22 protein-coding genes are annotated in these 23163 nt (G+C 70.4%); 19 read left to right on the plus strand and 3 right to left on the minus strand.

The genetic code is table 11. The annotated features are described in order from the left end of the window. Positions 1-1407, minus strand: a 1407-nt coding sequence (locus AC1D2E_RS23880) for a DUF3300 domain-containing protein (RefSeq protein WP_478199694.1), incomplete at its 3' end; no start/stop codon positions are given. 50 nt (positions 1408-1457) lie between these two features. Next, positions 1458-2114: a response regulator gene (locus AC1D2E_RS23885; protein WP_478199721.1), complete on the minus strand. Its 657-nt coding sequence runs from the start codon at positions 2112-2114 to the stop codon at positions 1458-1460. Between the two features lie 367 nt (positions 2115-2481). On the opposite strand from AC1D2E_RS23885, the gene AC1D2E_RS23890 reads away from it, so the two are divergent. Beyond that, on the plus strand, positions 2482-3315 hold the full coding sequence (locus AC1D2E_RS23890; RefSeq protein WP_478199695.1) for a Crp/Fnr family transcriptional regulator: 834 nt from the start codon (positions 2482-2484) through the stop codon (positions 3313-3315). A gap of 74 nt (positions 3316-3389) precedes the next feature. On the opposite strand, the gene AC1D2E_RS23895 is transcribed toward AC1D2E_RS23890, so the two are convergent. Continuing rightward, complete coding sequence (locus AC1D2E_RS23895; RefSeq protein WP_478199696.1) at positions 3390-3773, minus strand: response regulator; 384 nt, start codon at positions 3771-3773, stop codon at positions 3390-3392. Positions 3774-3993: 220 nt separating this feature from the next. Here AC1D2E_RS23895 and AC1D2E_RS23900 point away from each other — a divergent pair, with 220 nt between their 5' ends. The 18 genes from AC1D2E_RS23900 to AC1D2E_RS23985 all read left to right on the plus strand — a co-directional run bounded on the left by AC1D2E_RS23900 (position 3994) and on the right by AC1D2E_RS23985 (position 23138). Beyond that, positions 3994-6969 carry a PAS domain S-box protein gene (locus tag AC1D2E_RS23900; protein WP_478199697.1) on the plus strand — a complete coding sequence of 992 codons (2976 nt, stop codon included), beginning with the start codon at positions 3994-3996 and terminating at the stop codon, positions 6967-6969. A gap of 72 nt (positions 6970-7041) precedes the next feature. Then, the gene (locus AC1D2E_RS23905; protein WP_478199698.1) at positions 7042-8223 is read left to right on the plus strand and encodes a CaiB/BaiF CoA transferase family protein; all 1182 of its coding nucleotides are present in this window, start codon (positions 7042-7044) and stop codon (positions 8221-8223) included. A gap of 315 nt (positions 8224-8538) precedes the next feature. Continuing rightward, on the plus strand, positions 8539-9552 hold the full coding sequence (locus AC1D2E_RS23910; protein ID WP_478199699.1) for an AraC family transcriptional regulator: 1014 nt from the start codon (positions 8539-8541) through the stop codon (positions 9550-9552). Between the two features lie 91 nt (positions 9553-9643). After that, positions 9644-11146, plus strand: coding sequence for a class I adenylate-forming enzyme family protein (locus AC1D2E_RS23915; protein WP_478199700.1), 1503 nt, complete (start codon positions 9644-9646; stop codon positions 11144-11146). Further along, positions 11143-11562 carry a PaaI family thioesterase gene (locus tag AC1D2E_RS23920; protein ID WP_478199701.1) on the plus strand — a complete coding sequence of 140 codons (420 nt, stop codon included), beginning with the start codon at positions 11143-11145 and terminating at the stop codon, positions 11560-11562. Before AC1D2E_RS23915 ends, AC1D2E_RS23920 begins: the two co-directional genes overlap by 4 nt. Before the next feature lie 31 nt (positions 11563-11593). After that, a complete protein-coding gene (locus AC1D2E_RS23925) occupies positions 11594-12580 on the plus strand; it encodes a tripartite tricarboxylate transporter substrate binding protein (protein ID WP_478199702.1) in 987 nt (328 codons plus the stop codon). Between the two features lie 5 nt (positions 12581-12585). Next, positions 12586-13401 (plus strand): SDR family oxidoreductase, encoded by an 816-nt coding sequence (locus AC1D2E_RS23930; protein WP_478199703.1) that lies wholly within the window; start codon positions 12586-12588, stop codon positions 13399-13401. Continuing rightward, positions 13398-13832, plus strand: a complete 435-nt coding sequence (locus AC1D2E_RS23935; protein WP_478199704.1) for a PaaI family thioesterase — start codon at positions 13398-13400, stop codon at positions 13830-13832. Before AC1D2E_RS23930 ends, AC1D2E_RS23935 begins: the two co-directional genes overlap by 4 nt. A gap of 107 nt (positions 13833-13939) precedes the next feature. Then, positions 13940-15127, plus strand: coding sequence for a lipid-transfer protein (locus AC1D2E_RS23940; RefSeq protein WP_478199722.1), 1188 nt, complete (start codon positions 13940-13942; stop codon positions 15125-15127). After that, positions 15124-15567, plus strand: a complete 444-nt coding sequence (locus tag AC1D2E_RS23945; protein WP_478199705.1) for a MaoC family dehydratase N-terminal domain-containing protein — start codon at positions 15124-15126, stop codon at positions 15565-15567. Before AC1D2E_RS23940 ends, AC1D2E_RS23945 begins: the two co-directional genes overlap by 4 nt. Further along, positions 15564-16022, plus strand: coding sequence for a MaoC family dehydratase (locus tag AC1D2E_RS23950; protein ID WP_478199706.1), 459 nt, complete (start codon positions 15564-15566; stop codon positions 16020-16022). The genes AC1D2E_RS23945 and AC1D2E_RS23950 overlap by 4 nt, the downstream gene beginning before the upstream one ends. A 19-nt stretch (positions 16023-16041) precedes the next feature. Continuing rightward, positions 16042-16869 (plus strand): SDR family NAD(P)-dependent oxidoreductase, encoded by an 828-nt coding sequence (locus tag AC1D2E_RS23955; protein WP_478199707.1) that lies wholly within the window; start codon positions 16042-16044, stop codon positions 16867-16869. A 17-nt stretch (positions 16870-16886) separates the two neighbouring features. Then, the gene (locus AC1D2E_RS23960) at positions 16887-18023 is read left to right on the plus strand and encodes an acyl-CoA dehydrogenase family protein (protein ID WP_478199723.1); all 1137 of its coding nucleotides are present in this window, start codon (positions 16887-16889) and stop codon (positions 18021-18023) included. Beyond that, complete coding sequence (locus AC1D2E_RS23965) at positions 18020-19705, plus strand: long-chain-fatty-acid--CoA ligase (RefSeq protein ID WP_478199708.1); 1686 nt, start codon at positions 18020-18022, stop codon at positions 19703-19705. Before AC1D2E_RS23960 ends, AC1D2E_RS23965 begins: the two co-directional genes overlap by 4 nt. Beyond that, on the plus strand, positions 19702-20505 hold the full coding sequence (locus AC1D2E_RS23970) for an enoyl-CoA hydratase/isomerase family protein (RefSeq protein ID WP_478199709.1): 804 nt from the start codon (positions 19702-19704) through the stop codon (positions 20503-20505). The genes AC1D2E_RS23965 and AC1D2E_RS23970 overlap by 4 nt, the downstream gene beginning before the upstream one ends. Continuing rightward, on the plus strand, positions 20502-20903 hold the full coding sequence (locus AC1D2E_RS23975; protein WP_478199710.1) for a Zn-ribbon domain-containing OB-fold protein: 402 nt from the start codon (positions 20502-20504) through the stop codon (positions 20901-20903). The genes AC1D2E_RS23970 and AC1D2E_RS23975 overlap by 4 nt, the downstream gene beginning before the upstream one ends. After that, entirely contained in the window at positions 20900-22078 is a 1179-nt protein-coding gene (locus tag AC1D2E_RS23980; protein WP_478199711.1) for a thiolase, read from the plus strand. Before AC1D2E_RS23975 ends, AC1D2E_RS23980 begins: the two co-directional genes overlap by 4 nt. Positions 22079-22163: 85 nt before the next feature. Further along, positions 22164-23138 (plus strand): Bug family tripartite tricarboxylate transporter substrate binding protein, encoded by a 975-nt coding sequence (locus AC1D2E_RS23985; RefSeq protein ID WP_478199712.1) that lies wholly within the window; start codon positions 22164-22166, stop codon positions 23136-23138. Positions 23139-23163: the final 25 nt, after the last annotated feature.

The following is a 23163-nucleotide window of genomic DNA, read 5'->3' on the forward strand; positions in this document are numbered from 1 at the left end:
CGCTCCACCGGCGCCCGCACTGGGACGGGCGCCGCCGCCGCCGCCCGTGCTCGCGCGGGCGCCCCCTCCGGTCGTGCTCGTGCGCGCCGCGCCGCCACCGGCGCCGCCATGGCTTTGCGCCATCGACTGGCGACTCGCATCGCCGCGACTCGCCTGCTGGCGGGCCTGTCCACCGGCATCGCCCGCGCCTCGCAAGGCGTTGTCGCCGCCGCCGGTCCGCGACAGCCCCTGGTCGGCGCCACCGCGCCCGCCCGGCCCGCCTCGGTCGCCCGCTCCCCCGCGGTCTCCCGCTCTGGCGCTGTCACCGGCGCGGTCACCCGCACGGTCACCGGCGCCCGCACCCGCTCGATCGCGACCGGCGCCTCCGGCGGCGGCCTGTGCACGATCCCGCGTCGCCGGATCGTTGCGAAGCTGCTCGCGCCCCTGCCCCGGGTCCATGCCCCGCTGCTGCAATTGGGACTGCGCCTGCTGGCGCTGGGCGTCGCGGGCCCCGCCCTGCGCCGCATCGCGGCCGCGGTAGTCGTTGCGCTGGCTGGCGCCGCCCACGTTCTTCCCGAACTGCTGCTGGCTCGCCGAATCCCGGTACGGCACGCCGCGGCGGTTGGCCGCGTTGTGCTGGAAGTTGGTCTGGCTGGCGTTGAGCTGCCGGTTCGTGTTGACGCTGTTGTAGCGATTCACGTTGACGTTGACGTTGCCGCCCCCCCAGTTGGCGTTGCCCCACAGCGCCGCCGTGGCGGCCACGCCGACGCCGAAGGCGATGCCCGTGGCCAGCGCGGCGCCGGGGTAGTAGTACGGCGCCGGCGGGTAGTAGTAGGGCGGGTACGACGGGTAGGGCCAGGCCCCGTAGACGACCGTCGGGTTGTAGGCCGGCACATACACCACCTCGGGATTCGCCGGCTCGATCTTGATGACGGTCTGCTGCGTCTGCGGCGCCTGCTCGACGATGACCTTCTGCTGTTCGGAGCTCTTCAGGTTGCCGGTCTGCTGAGCCTTCGTGCGCAGCCGCTGCGCCGAGTCGAGCACGTCCTTGGACGAGGCGAGGAAGGCGTCGCCGAGGTTCTGCACCCAGTCGGGCTGGTCGCCCATCGTCTGAAGAACCTGCGGGAAGGCCACCAGCGACTGCACGCTCGGGTCCCAGGGCTGGTTGGCCACCAGCTTCAGCGCCGCGTCCCCCTTCTGGTCCTTGTTTGCCTTCGACCATTTGGCGGCATCGGCGACGTCCGCGGGATAGGTCGAGGCCATCAGCACCTGCGACAGCAGCGAATCGGGGTACAGCGCGATCGGCGCCATCATCTGGTCGAGCTGCTCCCGGGAGAAAGACTGCGCCTGCTGCGCACCCACCATCAGCGAGAACAAGGAAGTGGCGAGCACGAGGGTGCGAGAGATTCGGATGATCAGAGCGCGCATGGCGCCTCCTTTTCCTGGGGGCAGTGGTTCAATGGCGACCTCGTCTTTCTTCAGCCGGCCAAGGATGATCCCTGAAGGCATGCAGCTTCGTCGATATGGTTTTCCAGCGCATAGCGCACCAGCTCGGCCGTGCTCGCGACCTGCAGTTTTTCCTGGATGCGCGTCTTGTGCGTGCTCACGGTCTTCACCGACAGGTGGAGCGCGTCGCCGATCTCGGTGAGGCGCTGTCCGGCCGCGATGCGTCGCAGCACCTCGATCTCGCGGTCGCTCAGAAGCATGTGGCGCGGGGCTTCGGACATGCCGTTGAGCTGCTGCACCACCTGCTCGGCGAGGCTTGCCGTGACATAGGCGCCACCCGCCGCCACCCTGCGCACCGCACCGACCAGTTCCGCCGCTGCGACATCCTTGGTGATGTAGCCGTTGGCGCCTGCCTTGAATGCCCGCAGCGCGTATTGCTCCTGCGCGTGCATGCTCAGCACCAGCACGCGCACGGCCGCGAATTCGGCCTTGATGCGCCGGACCAGTTCCAGGCCGGTCATCCCCGGCATCGACAGGTCGACCAGCGCCAGGTCGAACTCGCGCTCCCGCAGCAGCTCGAGTGCCTGGAAGCCCGTGACCGCCTCGGTCAGCTCCCAGCCGTTGCCCAGTGGGTCGAGCACGCGCTTCAGGCCCTCCCGGACGATCGCGTGGTCGTCGACCAGGAGCATGCGGATCGCGTGCGCGCCTGGCCCCGGCGGCGCTTCGATGGTCGCCGCCCGGTCGCTCGCATGGGTCCCGGATCCTTCTTCTTCTTGCATACTTGTCCTGTTCGGCGGCAGCTTGGGGGGCATCGTTACAGTTCTCCAGACGAATATCAAGCGATGGACGGCAATGAACGAGATCGGGCCTCCACAGATCGACTGGCACTATGTCGTTAGGAATATTCCCAACGTCACGTAGGGCAACTCCGAAAACAATGCAGAAAAAGCTGATCTATCCTGGAGCATCAGGCCTATTCTCAACCGGAGGCGCTCGGGCGCAAGCTTGATTGCGCCCCTGACATCCGGTCGTCGGCGCAATCCTGGAGGCCTCCCGATGAACAACCTTCCCGCGCCCGATGTGCATTCGCGTGTCCCTGCCGATCGCCTTCGGCTTGCCGGCGTCGAGCGATCCGAGCGCAGCGTCGTGGACGAGATGCTCGAACTCCTCGGCGTCGCCGCGGGCGAGGGCCGGCGGACGCCGGAAATTCCTCTTGCCGTGCGCCGGCTGCAGGCCGGCCAGTCGCTGTTCTTCGAGGGCGCCGCGGCAACGTCCATCTATGTCGTTCGCGCAGGAACCTTCAAGGCCTTCCATACCGCCGCAGACGGCTACGAGCAGGTCTTTGGATTCGCTCGCCGCGGCGATTTGCTGGGCTGCGACGCCTTGTCCGGCGATCGCCATCGGATGGCCACGGTGGCGCTGGAGGACGCGAGCGTCTACGTCATCGCCCTGCCCGACTTCTATGCGCTGGCGCAAGGCCTGCCGGACTTCTATCGCGGTGTGATGCGCGCCGTCGGCAGCGCGATGACCGACCTGACCCAACTGGCCGACATGATGGCCGCCGTCGCGGCCGAGGTGCGGCTGGCGCGATTCCTGGTGCACCTGTCGCAGCGGATGGCGGCCTGCGGGCAATCGGCAAGATGCCTTCGCCTGCTGATGACGCGCCGCGACATTGGAAGCTACCTGGGCGTCGCCCACGAAACGATCAGCCGATCGTTCGCGGCATTGGCCGCGCTGCAGCTGATCAAGGTGGAACAGCGCAAGGTGGAGATTCTCGACCTCGCCGCATTGCGGCGCTTCGCGCAGGGCACGCGGGCGCCCGCCAAGGACAATTCCGGCGCCTCGGTCGCCAGGTCGCGCGCCGGTGGCGCGCTGGCACTGGCGGCCTGACCGGGCCCGAGGCCGGTTCGCACGGGCGCGTGGCGGAGAACGAGGCGGGGGCCGCAGGGCGGGCATGGCGAGTCTCAGGGCTGCGGCGCGGCCTGGGATCGCGAATGCTCGGCGATCCAGTCCCGCGCCTGCTGGAACTCGGTCGCCTTGTCGAAGTAGGCCAGCGCGCCGGCATCCAGGTGGGCCTTGCGCATCGAAGTCCAGTTGAACTGGGAAAAGACGACGACCTTGATGCCGGGGTGATGCTGCCTGACGTGGCGGAGCACGTCGATGCCCCGGTCCTGCCCGCGCAGCCTGACGTCCAGAACGATGAGATCCGGCGGGTTGGCGGCGATCGATGCCAGGGCCGTGGCGAGGTCCTCGGCACAGCCCACGATATCGACGTCCGGTGCGCTGGCCAGCAGCGCACCGAAGCTCTGCCGGATTGCCACGGAATCGTCGACCAACAGCACCTTCACCTCTGCACCTCGTCCGCGTTGTCTCGTTGACCTGGACGCATGTTTGCGCCGGATCGAGGTGCGCGAGATGCGCATGCTCAATGATTGCGTTAAAAGGACGAACTTCGTGGCGCGCTCCGGAAGCGGCCGTCGAAGATCCGACTTGGCGAGAGGTCCCATGGCTTCGTGGTTCGAAAACCTGTCCTTGCGCAGCCGAATCGTCCTGCTGACGGGGGGGGTCATGCTTGCGCTGGCCGTGCTGGTGGCGTCGGTCCTTGCCGCCGAAGCACATCGGATCCGGGATACCGCGCACGAGAAGGTCCGGCTTCTCGCCGCCGGGTCGGCCGCGGACCTGCAACGCGTGCTCGACCAGTTCGCATCGGTTCTGGAGCGGCTGTCCGCCCGGCCCCTGGTCAAGGCCATGGATCCGGAGCGCTGCGATCCGCTCGTGGCGGAGTTCGTGCGGCTGGTCCCCGCCGCCCGGGGGTACGCCGTGCGGGACGCACGAGGGAACATCCTCTGCGCCCATGCGGCGGGTCCGTTCCCACCGGCGCCGGCTGCGGACGCAGCCAGCGCCGACCAGGTCGCTCCGGCCGGGTTCGCGGCCAGCGACCTGTTCGTCGACCAGCGCACGGGGAAATGGGTCGTGGCGCTGAGCTATCCCCTTCGCGACGAGAAGACATCGCGGACGGGCCAACTGGTGATGACCGTCGATCTGCTGGCGCTCAGCGACCGCTTGCTCGGCCCGATCCCGGAGAACGCGCTCGTCACGGTCGTGGACCGGACCCGGACCCCCTTGCTTCGCTCGGCGGACCCGGCGGCCTTCATCGGCTCGCGCCCCCGGGACGGCGAGACCKATCCGATCGGCGGCGCGCGGGAAGGCGTGTCCGTCGCCACGGGGCGGGATGGCGTCCCGCGCCTGTTCGGCTTCCTGACCCTGCCCGGCGTGGACTGGCGGGTGGCCGCGAGCCTCCCCGAAGCCGATGTGCTCTCGGACTACCAGGCCGCCGTCCGCCGAACCTTCGGCATCGGCCTCGGGCTCGGCGTTCTTGCGCTGGTGCTGGCGTGGCGCCTGAGCGCGGCCATCGCCAATCCCATCGCGCATCTGAAGGAGACCGCGGTGCGGATCGCTGCCGGCCAGGACACGATCCGCGCCGATGTCGCCGGACCGCCCGAGATCCGAGCGGTGGCTCAGCAGGTCAACAGGATGCTGGATGCCCGGGCCATCAGCGAGGCCCGCCTGCGCGGGATCTTCGAATCGGCCGTCGATGCCATCCTGACGGTCAACGAGCACCAGATCGTCGTGCAGGCCAATCCGGCGGCGGCAAGGATGTTCCATTGCGCGCTGGACGACCTGATCGGCTCGCCGCTGAGCCGCCTGATCCCCGAGCGGTATCGGGAGCTTCACGCGCGGCACGTGCACGCGTTCGGCGCCAACCCGGTCACCCAGCGCCGGATGGGGCAGCAACGGGATCTGGTCGGGCTGCGGGCCGACGGGGTGGAGTTCCCGATCGAAAGCGCGATCTCGCATCTGTCCGTTGGCGGCCGCCCCCTGTACACGGTGATCCTGCGCGATGTCAGCGAACGCAAGCAGGCCGAGGAAGAGCTCCGGGCCGGCGCCTCGAAGCTGCAGGCGGCGCTGTCGAGCATGAGCGACGCGGTCGTCATTTCCGACACCGAGGGCCGGCTGGTCGAGTTCAACGACGCCTTCGCGTCGTTTCACCGGTTTTCGGACAAGGCCAGTTGCCGGCGGACCATGGCGGAATACGCGCAGATTCTCGACCTGCGCATGCCCAACGGCGATCCGGCCCGGCTGGCGCAATGGCCGGTCAACCGGGCACTGCGGGGGGAGTCGGCAACCAGTGTCGAATACAGGCTGCGGCGCAAGGACAGCGGCGAGAAGTGGATCGGCAGCTACAGCTTTGCGCCCATTCGCTCGAAGGACGACACGATCGTCGGCGCCGTGGTGGCGAGCCGTGACGTCACCGCCATCAGGGAGGTGCAGGAAGATCTCGAATCCTCCCATGTCGCGATGCAGCGGCTCATCGCGTCGCAGGATCGGGTCCAGGAAGAAGAACGCAAGCGCATCGCGCGTGAACTGCATGACGACCTGCAGCAGACGCTGGCCGCGATCCGCATGGACTTGCGCGTCATCGGCGAGCGCTTCGGCGCCCGGGCGCCGGCGCTGTTGCCGCACGTCGCCGGGATCGACGACCTGGCCGAAAAAGCCGTCGCGTCGACGCGCCGCATCGTCAACGACCTGCGCCCGCCGATGCTGGAAGACCTCGGCCTGTTGCCGGCCCTGGAGATGCTCGTGGGCCAGTTCGGCCAGCAGACCCGCATCGCCTGCAAGCTCGACGCGCCGGAAGAAGTGTCCGATGCCTTGATGGCAACGCCGGCCATCGCGCTGTGCCTTTACCGCATCGTGCAGGAGGCGCTCAACAACGTCGCCAAGCATTCCCATGCCGGCGAGGTGCAGATCCGCCTGGCCTTGGCGCCGCCGGCATCGGTCTCGGTTCGCGTCAGCGACAACGGCCAGGGCATGGGCGCAGCGGACCGGCGCAAGCCCGATGCGTTCGGGATCCTCGGCATCCACGAACGCGTACGCGCGCACGGCGGCAGCCTGCAGATCGACGGCAAGGCCGGGGGAGGCACCGTGCTGGACGTGCTGATTCCGCTGGTCGACGCACCGGAGGCATCGCGGCCCGGGACCGAAGCGATGCGAGCGCCGGGGCGCTCGGGCGAGGCGCCTCGACATGAGGATCCGGACGACGCGCAGGCGCTGCCGAGGCTGTTGAGCCGTGCGACCCACAAGACCCTGCAGGACGTGATCGACGCGCTGGCGGGGATCGTGGCGGTCGTCGACCGTCACGGCGTGATTCGGTTCGTCAACCGCGCGTGGAGCGAATTCGCCGAGCTCAACGGCAACCCCGGCGCGGCCGCGATCGGGCCGGGCGTGAACTATCTCGAGGTGTGTCGCCGCAGTGCCAGCGCCGACGCGTCGGCGCAGCACATTCTCCAGGGGCTCGACGAAGTGATCCACGGCCGCCGGAAGGTCTTCACTTGCGAGTACCCGTGCCATTCACCCGACGAGATGCGGTGGTTTCAGATGCACGCCACGATGATGGCCACCGGGGACGTGATGGTGGCGCACTTCCTGGTCAGCCGGGAGAGCCACGTGCACCTGGTCATCGGATCGGATGGCCTAGGGTCCTGACGCTTTTCGCCAATCGGCGCGACCGCTGCCGCCATTGCGGCAGCGGCCCGCGCACTCTAGATTGCGCTGCTCATGAGCTCTTCAACCGAATCCCTTTCCAACGCAGCTTCCGGCGCCCCGCTCGCAGGCGTGCGCGTGCTCGACCTGACCCGGCTGCTGCCCGGGCCGCTCGGCGCCATGCACCTGGCCGACCTCGGCGCCGACGTCGTCAAGATCGAGGACACCGGCGCCGGCGACTACGCGAACGCCGCGGTGCGCGCGCTGGTCAACCGCAACAAGCGCGCGATCCGCATCGACCTCAAGCACGCCGAGGGCGTCGCCACGCTGCTTCGCCTGTGCCGCGAGGCCGACGTGCTGGTCGAGGGCTTCCGGCCCGGCGTGATGCAGCGCCTGGGCGTCGGCTACGAAGCGGTCGCGGCCGTCAACCCGCGCATCGTCTACTGCAGCATCAGCGGCTTCGGCCAGACCGGACCGCTGCGCGACACGCCGGGCCACGACCTGAACTACGCGGCCCTCGCCGGCGTGGCCCACCAGATCGGCAACGCCGCCGGACCGGCGCTGTCGAACCTGCCGGTGGCCGACCTGATGGGCGGCACCCTGACGGCGGTGGCGGGCATTCTTGCCGCGCTCTTCGATGCCGCGCGCAGCGGCCGCGGACGGCATGTCGACATCGCGATGGCGGATGGCGTGCTGGCCCACGCGGTGCTGCCGCTGGCCAGCCTGAATCAGCACGGCCAGGTGCCGATGGCTGGCCAGGGACCGCTGACCGGTGCGCTCGCCTGCTACGGCTTCTACCGGACCGCTGACGATCGGCAGGTCGCGGTCGGTGCGCTGGAGGCGAAATTCTGGGACGACCTGTGCCGTCTCCTGGAGCGCCCCGACCTCGTGCCGCTGCATCGCAGCGGCGACCCCGCGACCGAGGAAGCTTTGCGCGCCGAGCTGGCCGCGATCTTCGGCGCCCGGCCGCTGGCGCACTGGCGAAGCCTGTTCCACGACGGCGTCGGCTGCGTGACGCCGGTGCTGCGCATCGACGAAGCGCTGGACCATGCGCACTTCCGTGCCCGCGGCATGCGGGTGGCGGGCGACGCGGCGACGACACCGCAACTCGGCTGTCCGGTCAAGATGACCGGCTTCGTGCCTTCCGCCCCGCGGCCGGCGCCGCGGGCCGGAGAACACACCGACGAGATCCTGCGCCAGGCCGGACTCGACCCATCGGCCGTGGCCGCGCTGCGCAAGGCCGGCGCCGTGGACTGAGTGGCCCCCACGCTCCGTCACTTCGTGAACTCGCTGCCCCCCGAGGGGGCGCAGACCGCCTTGGGGCGGCCCGGCGGCGGTCCGAGGCCCCCACGCTCCGTCACTTCGTGTACTCGCTGCCCCCCGAGGGGGCGCAGACCGCCTTGGGGCGGCCCGGCGGCGGACGCTGAGGCCCCCACGCTCCGTCACTTCGTGTACTCGCTGCCCCCCGAGGGGGCGCAGACCGCCTTGGGGCGGCCCGGCGGCGGTCCGAGGCCCCCACCGAGCGGCAGCGAACGCTGCCTACAATCGGCCGGGCCGCCGCCGCCACCCTCGATGACGCTCACCCACCACACCATCGCCATCCAGCAGGTCCATGGCATCCTGATGGGGGTGCGGCATCGCGGGCTCGACGCCGCCCCGCTGCTGGCCCGGGCGGGCATCGCGACCTCGCTGCTGGAGTCGCCTTTGGCGCGCATCTCGCAGCGCCAGTACGCATTGCTGATCCGCGCCTTGCGGCGCGCGCTGCGCGACGAACTCTGGGGCCTGCTGAGCCACCCGTTGCCACCCGGAAGCTTCGGCCAGTGCATGCGGCGACTGGTGCGCTGCGCCACGCTGGGCGAGGCCCTGCGGGAAGGCTTCGCCTGCTACCACCTGCTGCTCAAGGACTTCGTGCCGCGACTGTCGGTCGGCGACGGCAGCGCCCATGTGCAGTTCGTGCTGCGGCGTGCCTCCGATGCGCGGCTGGACTACGCGATCAAAGCCTTCATGCTGCTGGCCTTCAATGCCTTTTCCTGGCTCGTGGCGCGCCGCATCCCGGTACTGGCGGTCGACTACACGGCCGAGCACACCATCACCGACATCTCGCGCGTCTACCAGGTGCCGGTCCGCTATGGCCAGCCGCACGTCGGCCTGACCTTCGAGGCGCGCTGGCTCGACCTGCCGGTGGTGCAGTCGCCGCAGAGCCTGGGCGAATTCCTGGCCGGATCGCCGGCCAACCTGATCGTCAAGTACCGCGACACCAGCAGCCTCACCGAGCGCATCCGCCGGCTGCTGCGCAAGCGGCTCGGCGACGAGCTGCCTTCGCTCGAGGAAGTGGGGGAGGCGCTGGCAGTGACGCCGCAGACGCTGCGCCGCCGGCTGCGCGACGAGGGCCGCGGCTTCCAGCAGATCAAGGACGAACTGCGGCGCGACGCCGCGATCGAGTACCTGCTGCACACGCCGCTGCCGCTGCTGGACATCGCCAACCGCGTGGGCTTCTCGGAAGCCAGCACCTTCCATCGCGCCTTCAAGCAGTGGACCGGCGTGGCCCCGGGCGAGTACCGCCTGGCGCACGGCGCCGAACGCTGAGGCCCCGACCCGCCGGACTGAGCAGATCCGCCAAGCCCTTTGGCGCTTCCCGCCATTCGTCCGGTGCGCGTCGCGGCCTAAGCTGTGGCGCATGTACCTGACCCAAGGCCTGCATCGCGCGCTCCAGCGCAATCCCGACAAGACGGCGCTGACGCACGTCGGCGAAACCGGCGCGCGCCGCCTCACGCATGCGCAGCTGGCGGACGGCATCGCGCGGCAGGCGGCCGCGCTCGCGAAGCGCGGCATCGCGCGCGGCGACCGGGTGGCGCTGCTCTCGCCCAACAGCGACCGGCTGGTGCGCGCGATGCTCGCCTGCTGGTGGCTCGGCGCCATCGCCTGTCCCCTGAACATCCGCTGGAGCACGCCCGAGCTGGCCTTCGCGCTGGACGACAGCGAAGCCTCGCTGCTGCTCGTCGACGAATCGCTCGCGGGGCTGGTGCCGGACGGCGCGCCCGCCACGCTGCAACTCGCAGCGTTCGAGGAAGAGTGCGCGGCCCTGGCTCCGCTGCCCGACACGCGCACCGGCGGCGACGCTCTCGCGGCGATCCTCTATACCGGCGGCACCACCGGCCGCTCGAAAGGCGTGATGCTGAGCCACGCGAACTTCTGGAGCGCCTCGATGACGCGCGGCGCCGAACTCAACAACGCGCCGGACTCGGTCTCGCTGCTCGTGGCGCCGCTGTTCCACGTCGCCGGGCTCGGCCGCCTCGTGGGGCAGCTGATCGTCGGCGGAAGCTGCGTGACGATGGCGCAGTTCCGCCCCGCGTCGGTGATCGAGGCCATCGCGTCGCACGGCATCAGCGACATCATGGTGGTGCCGAGCATGCTGCAGTCGCTGCTCGACGACCCTGCATTCACGCCCGGGCGTGTGCGCAGCCTGGACCGCATCGCCTTCGGCGCCGCGCCGATGCCGCCTGACCTGCTCGATCGGGCGCTCGCCGCCTGGGCGCATGCCGAGTTCTTCCAGGCCTACGGCCTCACCGAAACGGCGGGCGCGGTGTGCATCAACCTGCCCGCGAACCACCGGCCCGAGGCGCGCGCGCTGGGCCGCCTGAACTCGGTGGGCCGCGCGGGCCTCGGCGCGGAAATCATCGTCGCCGACGAGAGCGGCCGCGAACTGCCGCGCGGCGAAGTGGGCGAGGTGCTCGCGCGCGGCCCGATGGTCATGCAGGGCTACTGGCGGAATCCGGAAGCCACCGCCGCCGCCTTCCGCGACGGCTGGTTCCGCACCGGCGACGCCGGCCGCATGCTGCCCGACGGCCACCTGTTCATCGTCGATCGGCTCAAGGACATGATCATCAGCGGCGGCGAGAACGTGTACTGCGCCGAGGTGGAAGCCGCGCTGCGCAGCCATCCGCAGGTCGCGAACGCGGCTGTCGTCGGCGTGCCGGATGTGCGCTGGGGCGAGGCGGTGCATGCCGTCGTGGTGGCGGGCGGCGATGCCTCCGTCACCGTGGACGAGCTCCGCGCCTGGTGCCGCGAGCGCCTCGCGGGCTACAAGTGCCCGCGCGGCATCAGCTTCGTGCCCGAGCTGCCGATGTCGGCGGCCGGCAAGGTGCTCAAGAACGTGCTGCGCGAGCGGGTGCGCGCATGAGGCCCGTGGCGGTCGTCGACCGGCGCAACGTCTTCGGCCAGGTGCCCTTCATGCGGCTGCTGGGCGCCCGGCGCGAGTTCTCCGAAGCCGGCCGGGCCCGCGTCGTCATCGACCCGCGGCCGGAGCTCGGCAACGTGATCGGTGCGGTCCATGGCGGGGTGCTGGTCACGCTGCTCGACGTCGCCATGGCCAGCGCCGCCGTGTCGCTGTTCGACTTCGAACGCACCGCCGTGACGCTCAACCTCAACACGAGTTTTCTGCAGCCGGGTCGCGGCACGCTCACGGCGGATGGCGAAGTTGTTCGGCACGACGGCAGCGTCGCCTGGTGCGGCGCCGCGGTCCGCGATGCCGCCGGGCGCGTCGTCGCTCAGGCCCAGGGCTCCTTCCGCTACCTGCCGCTGCCGCAGGCCACTTGAATTTCCGCCCACTCGAATGACAGGAGACTCCATGAACCCACCCTTCCGCTCGATGCGGCGTCGCTCGGCCATCGCGGCGCTGCTCGCGCTCGGCGCCACCGCGGCGGCCGCTCCCGCATTCGCCGCCGATCCGTTCCCGAGCAAGCCGATCACGCTGGTGATGCCTTTCCCTGCCGGCGGCTCCTTCGACCCCATGTTCCGCGCGCTGGCCGACGTCGCATCGCGCGACCTTGGCCAACCGATCGTGCTGATGCACCGGCCGGGCGCCGGCGGCATCACGGGCCCGGGCTCGGTGGCGCTGATGAACGAGGCCGACGGCTACACGCTGGCCGTGATGCACAACTCGGTGATCCGCGCGCCGCTGCTGCAAAAGGTCAACTGGGATCCGCTGCGCGACTTCAGCTACCTGGCCGGCCTGTTCGGCATGACCACCGGCATCGCGGTGGCCAGCGACGCGCCGTGGAAGACACTGGACGACCTGCTCGCCGATGCGAAGAAGCGGCCCGGCGCGATCAGCTGGGGCACCGTGGGCGCCACCAGCATCAACCGCATCTACGGCGAACGGCTCGCGCGCATGAACGGCACGCGCTTCAACATGGTGCCGTTCAAGGGCGGCGGCGAAGCCTTCACCGCGCTGATCGGCCGCCATCTCGATGTCTATGGCGACCCCGGCTTCGGCCCGCAGGTGCAGGGGGGCAAGGTGCGGCTGCTGGCCACCTTCACCGCCGAGCGCCTGCCGCGCTATGCCGGCGTGCCGACGGTCAAGGAGCTCGGCCACGACCTCGTCATCGAGTCGCCGGTCGGCCTGGTGGCGCCGAAGAATCTCGACCCGAAGATTGCCGCGCGCCTGGCCGCTGCCTTTCGCAAGGCCGCTGCCGACCCGGCCTACCTCAACCAGCTCGACCAGTTCGACATGCAGGCGCATTGGATCGACGGCAGCGCCTACGCGGCCTACGCCAAGGCCCAGTTCGAGCGCGACGCGAAGATGCTGGCCGAGCTCGGCTTCAAGCCGGAGTGATCGCCATGGACTTCTCCGCCTTCGACTTCAAGGGCCGGCATGTCTTCGTGGCCGGCGGCTCCAGCGGCATCAACTTCGGCATCGCCCAGGCTTTCGCGCGCGCCGGTGCGCGCATCACGGTGCTGAGCCGGTCGCCCGACAAGGTCGCGACCGCGGCGCAGCAGCTCGAGGCGCTCGGCACCGAGGCGCTCGGCATCCCGGCGGACGTGCGCCAGCCGCCGGCGCTGGAGAGTGCCTTCGCGCAGGCCGCGGACCGCTTCGGCCCGATCGACGTGCTGGTCTCGGGCGCGGCGGGCAACTTCCTTGCCGGCGCGCTGGACATGTCGCCCAACGCCTTCAAGACGGTGGTCGACATCGATCTGCTGGGCAGCTTCAACGTCGCCCGGCTGGCGCATGCCCACCTGCGCCAGCCCGGCGCCTGCGTGATCCAGATCTCCGCCGGGCAGGCCTTCATCCCGACCCCCTTCCAGGCCCACGTGTGCGCGGCCAAGGCCGGCGTCGACATGCTGACGCGGGTGCTGGCGCTCGAATGGGGGCCGCAGGGCATCCGCATCAACTCGATCGTCCCCGGACCGATTGCCGACACCGAAGGGCTGAAGCGCCTCGCGCCCACCGACCAGACGATGCAGGCAATGGCGCAGCGCGTGCCGCTCAAGCGCCTGGGCCGCATCGAGGACATCAGCCGCATGGCGATGCTGCTGGCCAGCGACTGGGGCTCGTACATCACCGGCGCCGTCATTCCAGTCGATGGCGGCCTGGCGCTGACCGGACCGCGCGACTTCACCGCGGCGGCGGCGGCATCGAAGCGGGAGGCGGCATGAGTGTCCACCTCGCCGTGACGCCGCGGGAGCAGGGCGACAAGCCGCGCAGCGGCCCGCAGCGCCACGTTCCGTTCTCCGAGCACCTCGGCCTGCGGGTCGAGCGCGCCGACGGCGGCGAATCCATCGTGTCGGTGGAACTGCGCCCCGAGCTGCTGAACAACCATGACAGCGGCCATGGCGGCGTGCTGATGACCCTGCTCCACAGCGCCATGGCGCATGCCGCGCTCTCGCGCGTGGCCTATGGGCGCGAAGTCGTCACGGTCGACATGCACATCGCCTTCATGCGGCCCGCCAGCGGACGGCTGCAGGCCAAGGGAATCACCACCGGCGGCGGCCGCTCGATGTGCTTCTGCGAAGCCACCGTCACCGACGCCGGCGGCGAGGTGGCGGCGCGCGCGATGGGCACCTTCCGCTACCGCGACCCCGCTTGAACGTTTCGGCCAATCGTTTTGGCCCGATCCGCGATTGTCGGGGCCGGCGCACCGGCCCAGACTTGCCCCATCGTCCCCAGTTCCATCGAGGAGTTTCCATGACGCGTATGCAGCGCCCCGTCCACGTGGTCGGCGTGGGCATGATCCCCTTCACCAAGCCCGGCGCCAGCGACCCCTACACCGTGATGGGCGCGCGCGCCGCACGGCTCGCGCTCGACGATGCCGGCGTCGACTATTCGCTCGTGCAGCAGGCCTACGTCGGCTATGTCTACGGCGATTCCACGGCCGGCCAGGCAGCGATCTACGGCGTCGGCCTGACCGGCATCCCGGTCTTCAATCTCAACAACAACTGCTCCACCGGATCGAGCGCCCTGTTCCTCGCGCGCCAGGCGGTCGAGAGCGGCATGGTCGAATGCGCGATCGCGCTCGGCTTCGAGCAGATGCAGCCCGGCGCGCTCAAGGGCGCGTACGACGACCGGCCGTCGCCGATGGCGCGCTTCGCCGAAGCGATGACCGAGATGCAGGGCTTCGTCCCCGAAGCGCCGCGCGCGGCGCAGTTCTTCGGCGGCGCCGGCCGCGACTACATGGCGCAGCACGGCATCCGCCGCGACACCTTCGGCCGCATCGCGGTGAAGGCGCGCCAGCATGCGGCTCGCAACCCGCTTGCGGTGTTCCGCCAGACGCTGACGCTGGACGAGGTGATGGCCTCGGCCCCGGTGTTCGATCCGCTCACGCGCTTCCAGTGCTGCCCGCCCACCTGCGGCGCGGCGGCGGCGATCGTCTGCTCGGCCGACTTCGCGAAGAAGCACGGCCTGGACAGGCGGGTCGTGATCGCGGCCCAGGCAATGACCACCGACACGCCCTCCAGCTTCGACAGCAAGGACATGCGCAAGCTGGTGGGCTACGACATGAGCGCCGCCGCGGCCCGTCAGGTGTACGAAGCCGCCGGCATCGGGCCCGAGGAGCTCGACGTCGTCGAGTTGCACGACTGCTTCACCGCCAACGAGCTGATCACCTACGAGGCGCTGGGCCTGACGCCCGAGGGCACGGCGGAGCGCTTCATCGTCGAGGGCGACAACACCTACGGCGGCCGCGTGGTGACCAATCCCTCGGGCGGCCTGCTGTCCAAGGGCCATCCGCTCGGCGCCACCGGGCTCGCCCAATGCGCGGAGCTGGTGTGGCAGTTGCGCGGGCGGGCCGAGCAGCGCCAGGTCGAGGGCGCGCGGCTCGCGCTGCAGCACAACCTGGGCCTCGGCGGCGCTTGCGTCGTGACGCTCTACCAGTCGGCGCAATGATCGACCGCCGCCACATCGGCCATACGCTGCCGCCCTTCCAGGTGGAAGTGGAGAAGGGCCGCCTGCGCTTCTTCGCCAAGGCCACCGGCCAGACCGACCCCGTCTACATCGACGAGGCTGCCGCCCGCGCCGCGGGACATCCGGGCCTGCCTGTGCCGCCGACCTTCCTGTTCTGCCTCGAGATGGAGGCCCCCGATCCCGCCGCCGTCCGCGAGCTGCTGGGCATGGACTACCGCAGCCTGCTGCACGGCGAGCAGGGCTTCACCTACCACGCGATGGCCTACGCCGGCGACACGCTGACCTACAACCAGCGCATCGCGGACATCTACGACAAGAAGGGCGGCGCGCTCGAGTTCGTGGTGCGCACGACCCGCGTCACCAACCAGCACGCCGCGCTGGTGGCCGATCTGCGCTGCGTGACCGTGGTGCGAAATTCATGAGCGAGGGCCTGCCGATGACCGCCACCACCACCACCGCCACGCTTCCCGACTGGGACGCGCTGCAGCCGGGCGACACACTGCCCGCGCTCGAGCTGCCGGCCATCGGCCGGCTCACGCTGGCGCTGTACTGCGGCGCCTCCGGCGACCACAACCCGATCCACGTCGACACCGACTTCGCGCGCGGCGCCGGCATGCCCGACGTGTTCGCGCACGGCATGCTGTCGGCTGCGTGGCTAGGCCGGCTGCTGACCCACTGGGTCCCGCAGTCGGCGATCCGATCGCTGGACCTGCGCTTCGCCGCCATCACCCAGGTCGGCGAGCGCATCCGCTGCACCGGCCGGATCGCCGAGAAGTTCGAGCACGAAGGCCGGCGCTGCGTGCGACTGCATGTAGCGACCACCAACCAGCATGGCGCCCCCAGGCTGACCGGCGAGGCGCTGGTCGCCTGGCCGTGAAACCGAAAAAGGAAAAGACATGAACCGAAAACTCGAAGGCAAGGTCGCCATCGTCTCCGGCTCCGGCCGCGGCATCGGGCGCGAGATCGCGCTCAAGCTGGCGAGCGAAGGCGCGCGCGTGGTCATCAACGACCTCGACGCCGTGCCGGCCGCGCAGACCGTCGACGCCATCGTGGCCGCGGGCGGCAGCGCCGTCGCCTGCGCCGGCAGCGTGACGGACGGCGGCTTCGCCGACCGCTTCGTGGGCACCGCCGTCGAGACCTACGGCGGCCTCGACATCATCGTCAACAACGCCGGCTACACCTGGGACAACGTGGTGCAGAAGATGACCGACGCGCAGTGGGACGCGATGCTGGCCGTGCACCTGACCGCACCCTTCCGGATCCTGCGCGCGGCCTCCAACTTCATCCGCGATGCCGCGAAGCGCGAGGCCGACGAGGGCCGCGAGCTGTTCCGCAAGGTGGTCAACGTCTCGTCCACCTCCGGCGTGTACGGCAACGCGGGCCAGGCCAACTACGCGGCCGCCAAGGCCGGCATCAACGGCCTGACCAAGGCGATGGCCAAGGAATGGGGCCGCTACAGGGTCAACGTCAACAGCGTCGCTTTCGGGCTGATCAAGACCCGCCTGACCGAGGCGGATGCCAGTGCCGGCGCGAGCATCGACATCGAGGGCCGGCAGATCAAGGTCGGCGTCAATCCGCAGATTCTCAAGAACGCCGAGGCCCTGATCCCGCTGGGCCGCGGCGGCACGCCGCAGGAGGCAGCCGGCGCGGTCTACATGTTCTGCATCCCCGAGTCGAACTACGTCAGCGGCCAGGTGCTGGTCTGCGGAGGCGGCCGGCCGTGAATGCCACCCGCCCGTGGATGACGCCGGAACTCGAGATGCTGCGCGACAGCGCGCGCCGCTTCTTCGAGCGTGAATGCGTGCCCCACGAGCCGCGCTGGCGCGCGCAGCAGCATGCCGATCGCGCCATCTGGACGAAGGCCGGCGGGGCCGGCCTGCTGTGCGCCAGCATCCCCGAGGAATACGGCGGCGGCGGCGGCAGCTTCCTGCACGAGGCCGTGGTCTGCGAGGAGCAGATGCGCGCGATGGCGCAGAGCTTCAGCAACAACGTGCACAGCGGCATCGTGGCCCACTACCTGCTGGCCTACGGCACCGAGGAACAGAGGCGCCGCTGGCTGCCGCGCATGGCGACCGGCGAGCTGGTCGCGGCGATCGCGATGACCGAGCCCGGCGCCGGCACCGACCTGCAGCGCATCAAGACGCAGGCGCGGCGCGATGGCGATCATTGGCGCATCACCGGCAGCAAGACCTTCATCACCAACGGCATGCACGCCGGGCTGGTCTGCGTCGCGGCCAAGACGGATGCGGCTGGCGGCTCGAAGGGCATCTCGCTGCTGATGGTCGAGACCGAAGGCACGCCGGGCTTCCGCCGTGGCCCGCTGCTCGACAAGATGGGCCAGAAGACGCTGGACACCACCGAGCTGTTCTTCGACGACGTGCGGGTGAGCGCGGACAACCTGCTCGGCGGCGAGGAAGGCCGCGGCTTCGGGCAGCTCATGCAGCAGCTGCCGCGCGAGCGCCTGCTGATCGCCGTCGGCGCGGTCGCGACCATGCAGCGCGCGATCGCCGAGACCGTGGCCTACGTGCGCGACCGGCAGGTCTTCGGCGAGCCGCTGCTCAAGATGCAGAACACCCKCTTCAAGCTGGCCGAGTGCGAGACCCAGGCGCAGGTTTCGCGCGCCTTCGTTGACGACTGCATCGCGCGCCTGATGGCCGGCCAGCTCGACGTGCCGACCGCGGCGATGGCCAAGTGGTGGACCACCGACGCCTGCTGCCGCATCGTCGACGAGTGCCTGCAGCTGCACGGCGGCTACGGCTTCATGAACGAGTACCCGATCGCGCGGCTCTATGCCGACGTGCGCGTCGGCCGCATCTACGGCGGCGCCAACGAGGTGATGAAGGAGATCATTGCCCGGGCCCTGGAGCGGGCGTCATGAACCTGGCGCCGCACTTGCGCTTCTGGCCCAAGGGCGTCGCGCGCGAGCTGCGCGTCCCGCGCGCGACCTTGCCCGAATGCCTGGACACGGCGGCGCGCCGCTTCCCCGACAAGCCGGCGATCGTGTACTGCGGCGCGACGACCACCTATGCCGAATTGCGGCGGCGCGTCGACGCCCTGGCCGCTTACCTGCAGCAGCGCCTGGGCGTCGCGCCGGGCGAGCGCGTGCTGCTCGCGAGCCAGAACTGCCCGCAGTTCGTCATCGCCTTCTACGCCGTGCTGCGCGCCGGGGCCGTCGTGGTGCCGGTGAACCCGATGAGCAAGGCCGCGGAGGTGCGCCACCATGCCGTCGACAGCGGAGCCCGCGTCGCCTTCGCCGCGCAGGACCTGCTGCCCGCACTCACGCTCGGCGAGGGCGAAGGCGAGCTGCGCCACGTCATCGTCCATGCCTATTCGGATGCCCTCGTTGCGCCGGCAACCGATGACGCACTGCCCGGCTGGGTCACCGCGCCCCGCGCAAGCCTCGACGATGCGTCGCTGCACGGCTTCGAGCAGGCGATCGCGCTCGGGCTGACGCCGGACACGCCGGCGCTGTCCCCCGATGATCTCGCCGTCCTGCCCTACACCTCCGGCACCACGGGCCATCCCAAGGGCTGCATGCACACGCATGCGACGCTGCTGGCATCGCTGGCCTCCTCGGCGGTCTGGAAGCAGTTGCATGTCGAAACGGTCACGCTGGCGGTCGCGCCGCTCTTCCACATGCTGGGCCTGCAGAACGGCATGAACCTGCCGATCTTCCTCGGCGCCACGGCCGTGATGATGCCGCGCTGGGATCCCGCGCTGGCGGCGCGACTGATCGAGCGCCATGCGGTCAGCGCCTGGTCGGCGCCGCCTGCGATGGTGATCGACCTGTTCTGCCATGCGGAGGCGCAGCGTCACGACCTGTCCAGCCTGGCCCTGCTGTCGGGCGGCGGCGCCGCGATGCCCGAAGCGGTTTCGGCCATGCTGTCGCAGCGCTACGGCCTGGCCTACAACGAGGGCTACGGCCTGACCGAGACCGCCTCCTTCCTGCATGCCAACCCGCTCGCGCGCGGCAAGCGCCAGTGCCTGGGCATGCCGACGCAGGGTGTCGAATCGCGCATCGTCGACCCGGTCAGCCTCGAGCCGCTGCCGCCCGGCGAAGTCGGCGAGCTGGTGACGCGCGGCGCGCAGCTGATGAAGGGCTACTGGCGCAATCCGGCCGCCGACCGCGAAGCCTTCATCGAGATCGACGGCCGGCGCTTCTTCCGCACCGGCGACCTGGCCTCGATGGACGAGGAGGGCTATTTCTTCCTGCGCGACCGCCTCAAGCGGATGATCAACGCCTCCGGCTACAAGGTCTGGCCCACCGAGGTCGAGAACGCGATGTACGAGCATCCGGCGATCCACGAGGCCTGCGTGATCGCGGTGCCGGACGGCAAGCGCGGCGAGACCGTCAAGGCGCTGGTGGTGCTGAAGCCGCAGCAGCGCGGCCGTGTCGGCGAAGAGGACATCGTGGCCTGGTGCCGCGAGCGCATGGCGGTCTACAAGGCGCCCCGCGTCGTCGAGTTCCTCGACAGCCTGCCGAAGTCCGGCACCGGAAAGATTCTCTGGCGCGAGCTGCAGGAAGCGCATCGCGTCGCCGCCCAGGAGCCACACCCATGAACGATTTCACGACGCTGCGCTGCGAGCGCCACGGCGGCACCGCCGTGCTGACGCTGGACATGCCGGCCAACCGCAACGCCTTCACCGCCGCGTTGCGCGACGAACTGGCCCAGGTCATCGCGCGGGTGCGCGGCGATGGCGAGGTCCGCGCGCTGGTGCTGACCGGTGCCAACGGCCAGTTCTGTTCCGGCGGCGACCTGCGCGGCATCGCCGAAGCCGAGCTCGACAACGCGGGCTGGCGCGCCCGCATGCAGCGCACGCAGCGCTGGTTCAGCGACCTGATCCTCATGGACAAGCCGGTGATCGCCGCTGTCGATGGCGCCGCCTTCGGCGCCGGCTTCAGCCTGGCGCTGGCCGCCGACTTCGTGCTGGCGACGCCGCGCGCGCGCTTCTGCATGTCCTTCCTCAAGCTGGGCCTGGTGCCGGACTGCGGGGCCTTCTACCTGCTGCCGCGCGTGGTGGGCGCCCAGCGGGCGCGCGAACTGATGCTGTCGGCGCGCGAGGTCGGCGCCGTCGAGGCCCGCGATCTCGGCATCGCGATGGAGCTGCACGACGCCGACCAGCTCATGCCGCGCGCGCTGGCCCTGGCCGAGAGCTTCGCGGGTGCGTCGCCGCTGGCCGTGAGCCTGGTGAAGCGCGCCACCGGCGATGCCGGGGCGCTGGCCGCACTGCTCGATGCCGAGGCGAACGCGCAGGCGCTGGCCTTCGGCAGCGCCGAGCACCGCGACGCGGTGCAGCGCTTTCTCGACAAGCAGCCGTTGCCGTTCCAGTGGCCCGTGAACAAGGAGCGCGCAGCATGATCCCGACCCCTTCCGACGCCGCCACCGGCGTGCAGGCCGTCCACCAGCGCGAGCTCGACGCCGGCCGATTTCTGCTGCAGCACTGCGCCGGTTGCGGCCGCCATGTCTACTACCCGCGCGAGAGCTGCCCGCATTGCGGCAGCACGGCGCTCGAATGGACGGCGCCCGGCGGGCTCGGCACCGTGCATGCCGTGACCACCGTGCGGCGCAAGCCCGCGGACGGCGGCGACCTCAATGTCAGCCTGATCGACCTCGACGAAGGCGTGCGGCTCATGAGCCGGGTCGACAACCTCCCGCCCGATGCCGTGCGCATCGGCCAGCGCGTCAAGGCCCGGGTGCAGCTGAAAGATGGGCGCGGCCTGCTGCTGTTCGACGCCCTCGAGGGAGCCGGGCAATGAGCGCCGGACTGAAGGCATTGCGCGGCAGCGCCGCCATCGTGGGTGTCGCCACCTTCGGCTGCGGCGAGGCGCCCGGCTTCACCGACATGGAGCTGCTGGCGCGCTCGGCCCGGGCGGCCGTGGCCGATGCCGGCCTCGCGATGAGCGACATCGACGGGCTGTGCAGCGCCAGTGCTTCGGCCGCGATGTGGGCCTTGCCGGTGGTCGAGTACCTCGGCCTGAATCCTCGCTACATCGACGGCACGATGCTGGGCGGCAGCAGCTTCATCGCGCACCTGCTGCCGGCGATGCAGGCGATCCGCTCCGGCCAGTGCAGCGCGGTGCTGGTCTGCTACGGCAGCGCGCAGCGCAGCGCCGCCTTCGGCCGGCGCGAGATCGTGGCGGCGCGCCGCTTCCTCGATCCGCAGCCCTACGAGCATCCCTACGAGCCGATGCTGCCGGTGTCCGCCTATGCCCTGGCCGCCTCGCGCCACATGCACGAGTTCGGCAGCACGCGCGAGCAGCTGGCCGACGTGGCGGTGGCGGCGCGCGCCTGGGCGCGGCTCAACCCGGAAGCCTTCATGCGCGAGCCGCTCGCGCGCGAGGACGTGCTGGCCTCCCGCATGGTCTCGGACCCGCTGACCGTGCGCGACTGCTGCCTGGTGACCGATGGCGGCGGCGCGTTCGTGCTGGTGAGCGCGCAGCGCGCCAGGGACCTGCCGAAGAAGCCGGTCTACGTGCTCGGCAACGCCACCGCGGTGTGGAACCGGCAGATCTCCTCGATGGCGGACCTCACGGTCACGGCGGCCAGCCAGTCGGGCCGCGAGGCCTTCGCGATGGCGGGGCTCGCGCCGGCGGACATGGGCGTCGTACAGCTGTACGACGCCTTCACGATCAACACGCTGCTGTTCCTCGAAGACCTGGGCTTCTGCCCCAAGGGCGAGGCCGGCCGCTTCGTCGCCGACGGCGCCATCGCGCCCGGCGGCCGACTGCCGGTCAACACCAACGGCGGCGGCCTGTCCTGCGTGCACCCCGGCATGTACGGCATCTTCGCGCTGATCGAGGCGGTGCGGCAGCTGCGCGGCGAAGCCGGCGACCGGCAGGTGGCGGGCGTCCGCACCGCGCTCGCGCACGGCAACGGCGGGATGCTGTCGAGCCAGGCCACCGCGATCCTCGGGACCGCCGAGACGCTCTGAACGACCCCATGACAGCGACATCGCCGGCAACCCTTGCACGAAGCGATGCGCCGGATTTTTCAACCCTTCCTGAGGAGACAAGCCCATGGAGACATCGATGCTGCGCAGGCTCTGCGTTGCGGCCGGACTGGCAAGCCTGCTGGCCGTTCCGGCGCTGGCGCAAACGAGCTATCCCAGCCAGCCGCTGAAGCTGATCGTGCCGTATCCCGCCGGCGGTGCCACCGACACGCTGGCGCGCACCGTCGCGCAGAAGCTGCAGGAAGCCTGGGGGCAGGCGGCGATGGTGGAGAACCGTCCCGGCGCCGGTGGCACCATCGGCAACCAGGTCGTGGTCAGGGCGCCGCCCGACGGCCACACGATGCTGATCGGCATCACGGCGCTGATCCAGCAGCCGCCGCTCATGGACAAGCTCCCCTACGATCCGCTCAAGGACCTGGCGCCGGTCACGATCATCGCGCGCAGCCCGAGCCTGCTGGCGGTGCCGCTCGATTCGCCCGCCAAGACCCTGCAGGACTTCATCAAGATGGTGAAAGCCAGCCCCGGCAAGTACAACTTCGGCAGCTACGGCGCCGGCACCTCGGCCCACATCCAGGGCGCGCTGCTGAACATGCAGGCCGGCATCGACCTGGTGCATGTGCCCTTCCAGGGTGCCGCGCCGCTGGTCACCAACCTGGTCGGCGGCCAGCTCGCCTCGGCCTTCATCGACAGCGCCAGCGCGCGGCCGCACCTGAAGTCGATGCGGCCCCTGGCCGTGACCGGCACCCAGCGCATGCCGGGGCTGCCGGACGTGCCGACCTTCGTCGAGCTGGGCTACCACTCCTTCGATCCCTACGGCTGGTTCGGCGTGTTCCTGCCGGCCGGGACGCCGGCGCCGGTGGTGCAGAAGCTGTCGGAGGAGATCAACCGCATCCTGCGCCTGCCGGAGGTCACGGCCAAGATCGAGGCGCTGGGCCTGCAGGTCGCGGGTGGCACGCCGGAAGAATTCCGGAAGGTGCTGCGCGCGGACRCCGCGATCTACGCCAGGATCATCAAGGACGCCAACATCACGCTGGCCCAGTGATTGGGGGGCCTTCTCGGACCTTCGC

Source organism: Variovorax sp. P1_H2 (genome assembly GCF_056405295.1).

Excerpts from the sequence above, each read along its gene's own strand:
- AC1D2E_RS23885 (WP_478199721.1), bottom strand. The coding sequence starts at position 2,114 with ATGCTCCTGGTCGACGACCACGCGATCGTCCGGGAGGGCCTGAAGCGC.
- AC1D2E_RS23890 (WP_478199695.1), top strand. The coding sequence starts at position 2,482 with ATGAACAACCTTCCCGCGCCCGATGTGCATTCGCGTGTCCCTGCCGAT.
- AC1D2E_RS23905 (WP_478199698.1), top strand. The coding sequence starts at position 7,042 with ATGAGCTCTTCAACCGAATCCCTTTCCAACGCAGCTTCCGGCGCCCCG.
- AC1D2E_RS23910 (WP_478199699.1), top strand. The coding sequence starts at position 8,539 with ATGACGCTCACCCACCACACCATCGCCATCCAGCAGGTCCATGGCATC.
- AC1D2E_RS23915 (WP_478199700.1), top strand. The coding sequence starts at position 9,644 with ATGTACCTGACCCAAGGCCTGCATCGCGCGCTCCAGCGCAATCCCGAC.
- AC1D2E_RS23920 (WP_478199701.1), top strand. The coding sequence starts at position 11,143 with ATGAGGCCCGTGGCGGTCGTCGACCGGCGCAACGTCTTCGGCCAGGTG.
- AC1D2E_RS23925 (WP_478199702.1), top strand. The coding sequence starts at position 11,594 with ATGAACCCACCCTTCCGCTCGATGCGGCGTCGCTCGGCCATCGCGGCG.
- AC1D2E_RS23930 (WP_478199703.1), top strand. The coding sequence starts at position 12,586 with ATGGACTTCTCCGCCTTCGACTTCAAGGGCCGGCATGTCTTCGTGGCC.
- AC1D2E_RS23935 (WP_478199704.1), top strand. The coding sequence starts at position 13,398 with ATGAGTGTCCACCTCGCCGTGACGCCGCGGGAGCAGGGCGACAAGCCG.
- AC1D2E_RS23940 (WP_478199722.1), top strand. The coding sequence starts at position 13,940 with ATGCAGCGCCCCGTCCACGTGGTCGGCGTGGGCATGATCCCCTTCACC.
- AC1D2E_RS23945 (WP_478199705.1), top strand. The coding sequence starts at position 15,124 with ATGATCGACCGCCGCCACATCGGCCATACGCTGCCGCCCTTCCAGGTG.
- AC1D2E_RS23950 (WP_478199706.1), top strand. The coding sequence starts at position 15,564 with ATGAGCGAGGGCCTGCCGATGACCGCCACCACCACCACCGCCACGCTT.
- AC1D2E_RS23955 (WP_478199707.1), top strand. The coding sequence starts at position 16,042 with ATGAACCGAAAACTCGAAGGCAAGGTCGCCATCGTCTCCGGCTCCGGC.
- AC1D2E_RS23965 (WP_478199708.1), top strand. The coding sequence starts at position 18,020 with ATGAACCTGGCGCCGCACTTGCGCTTCTGGCCCAAGGGCGTCGCGCGC.
- AC1D2E_RS23970 (WP_478199709.1), top strand. The coding sequence starts at position 19,702 with ATGAACGATTTCACGACGCTGCGCTGCGAGCGCCACGGCGGCACCGCC.
- AC1D2E_RS23975 (WP_478199710.1), top strand. The coding sequence starts at position 20,502 with ATGATCCCGACCCCTTCCGACGCCGCCACCGGCGTGCAGGCCGTCCAC.
- AC1D2E_RS23980 (WP_478199711.1), top strand. The coding sequence starts at position 20,900 with ATGAGCGCCGGACTGAAGGCATTGCGCGGCAGCGCCGCCATCGTGGGT.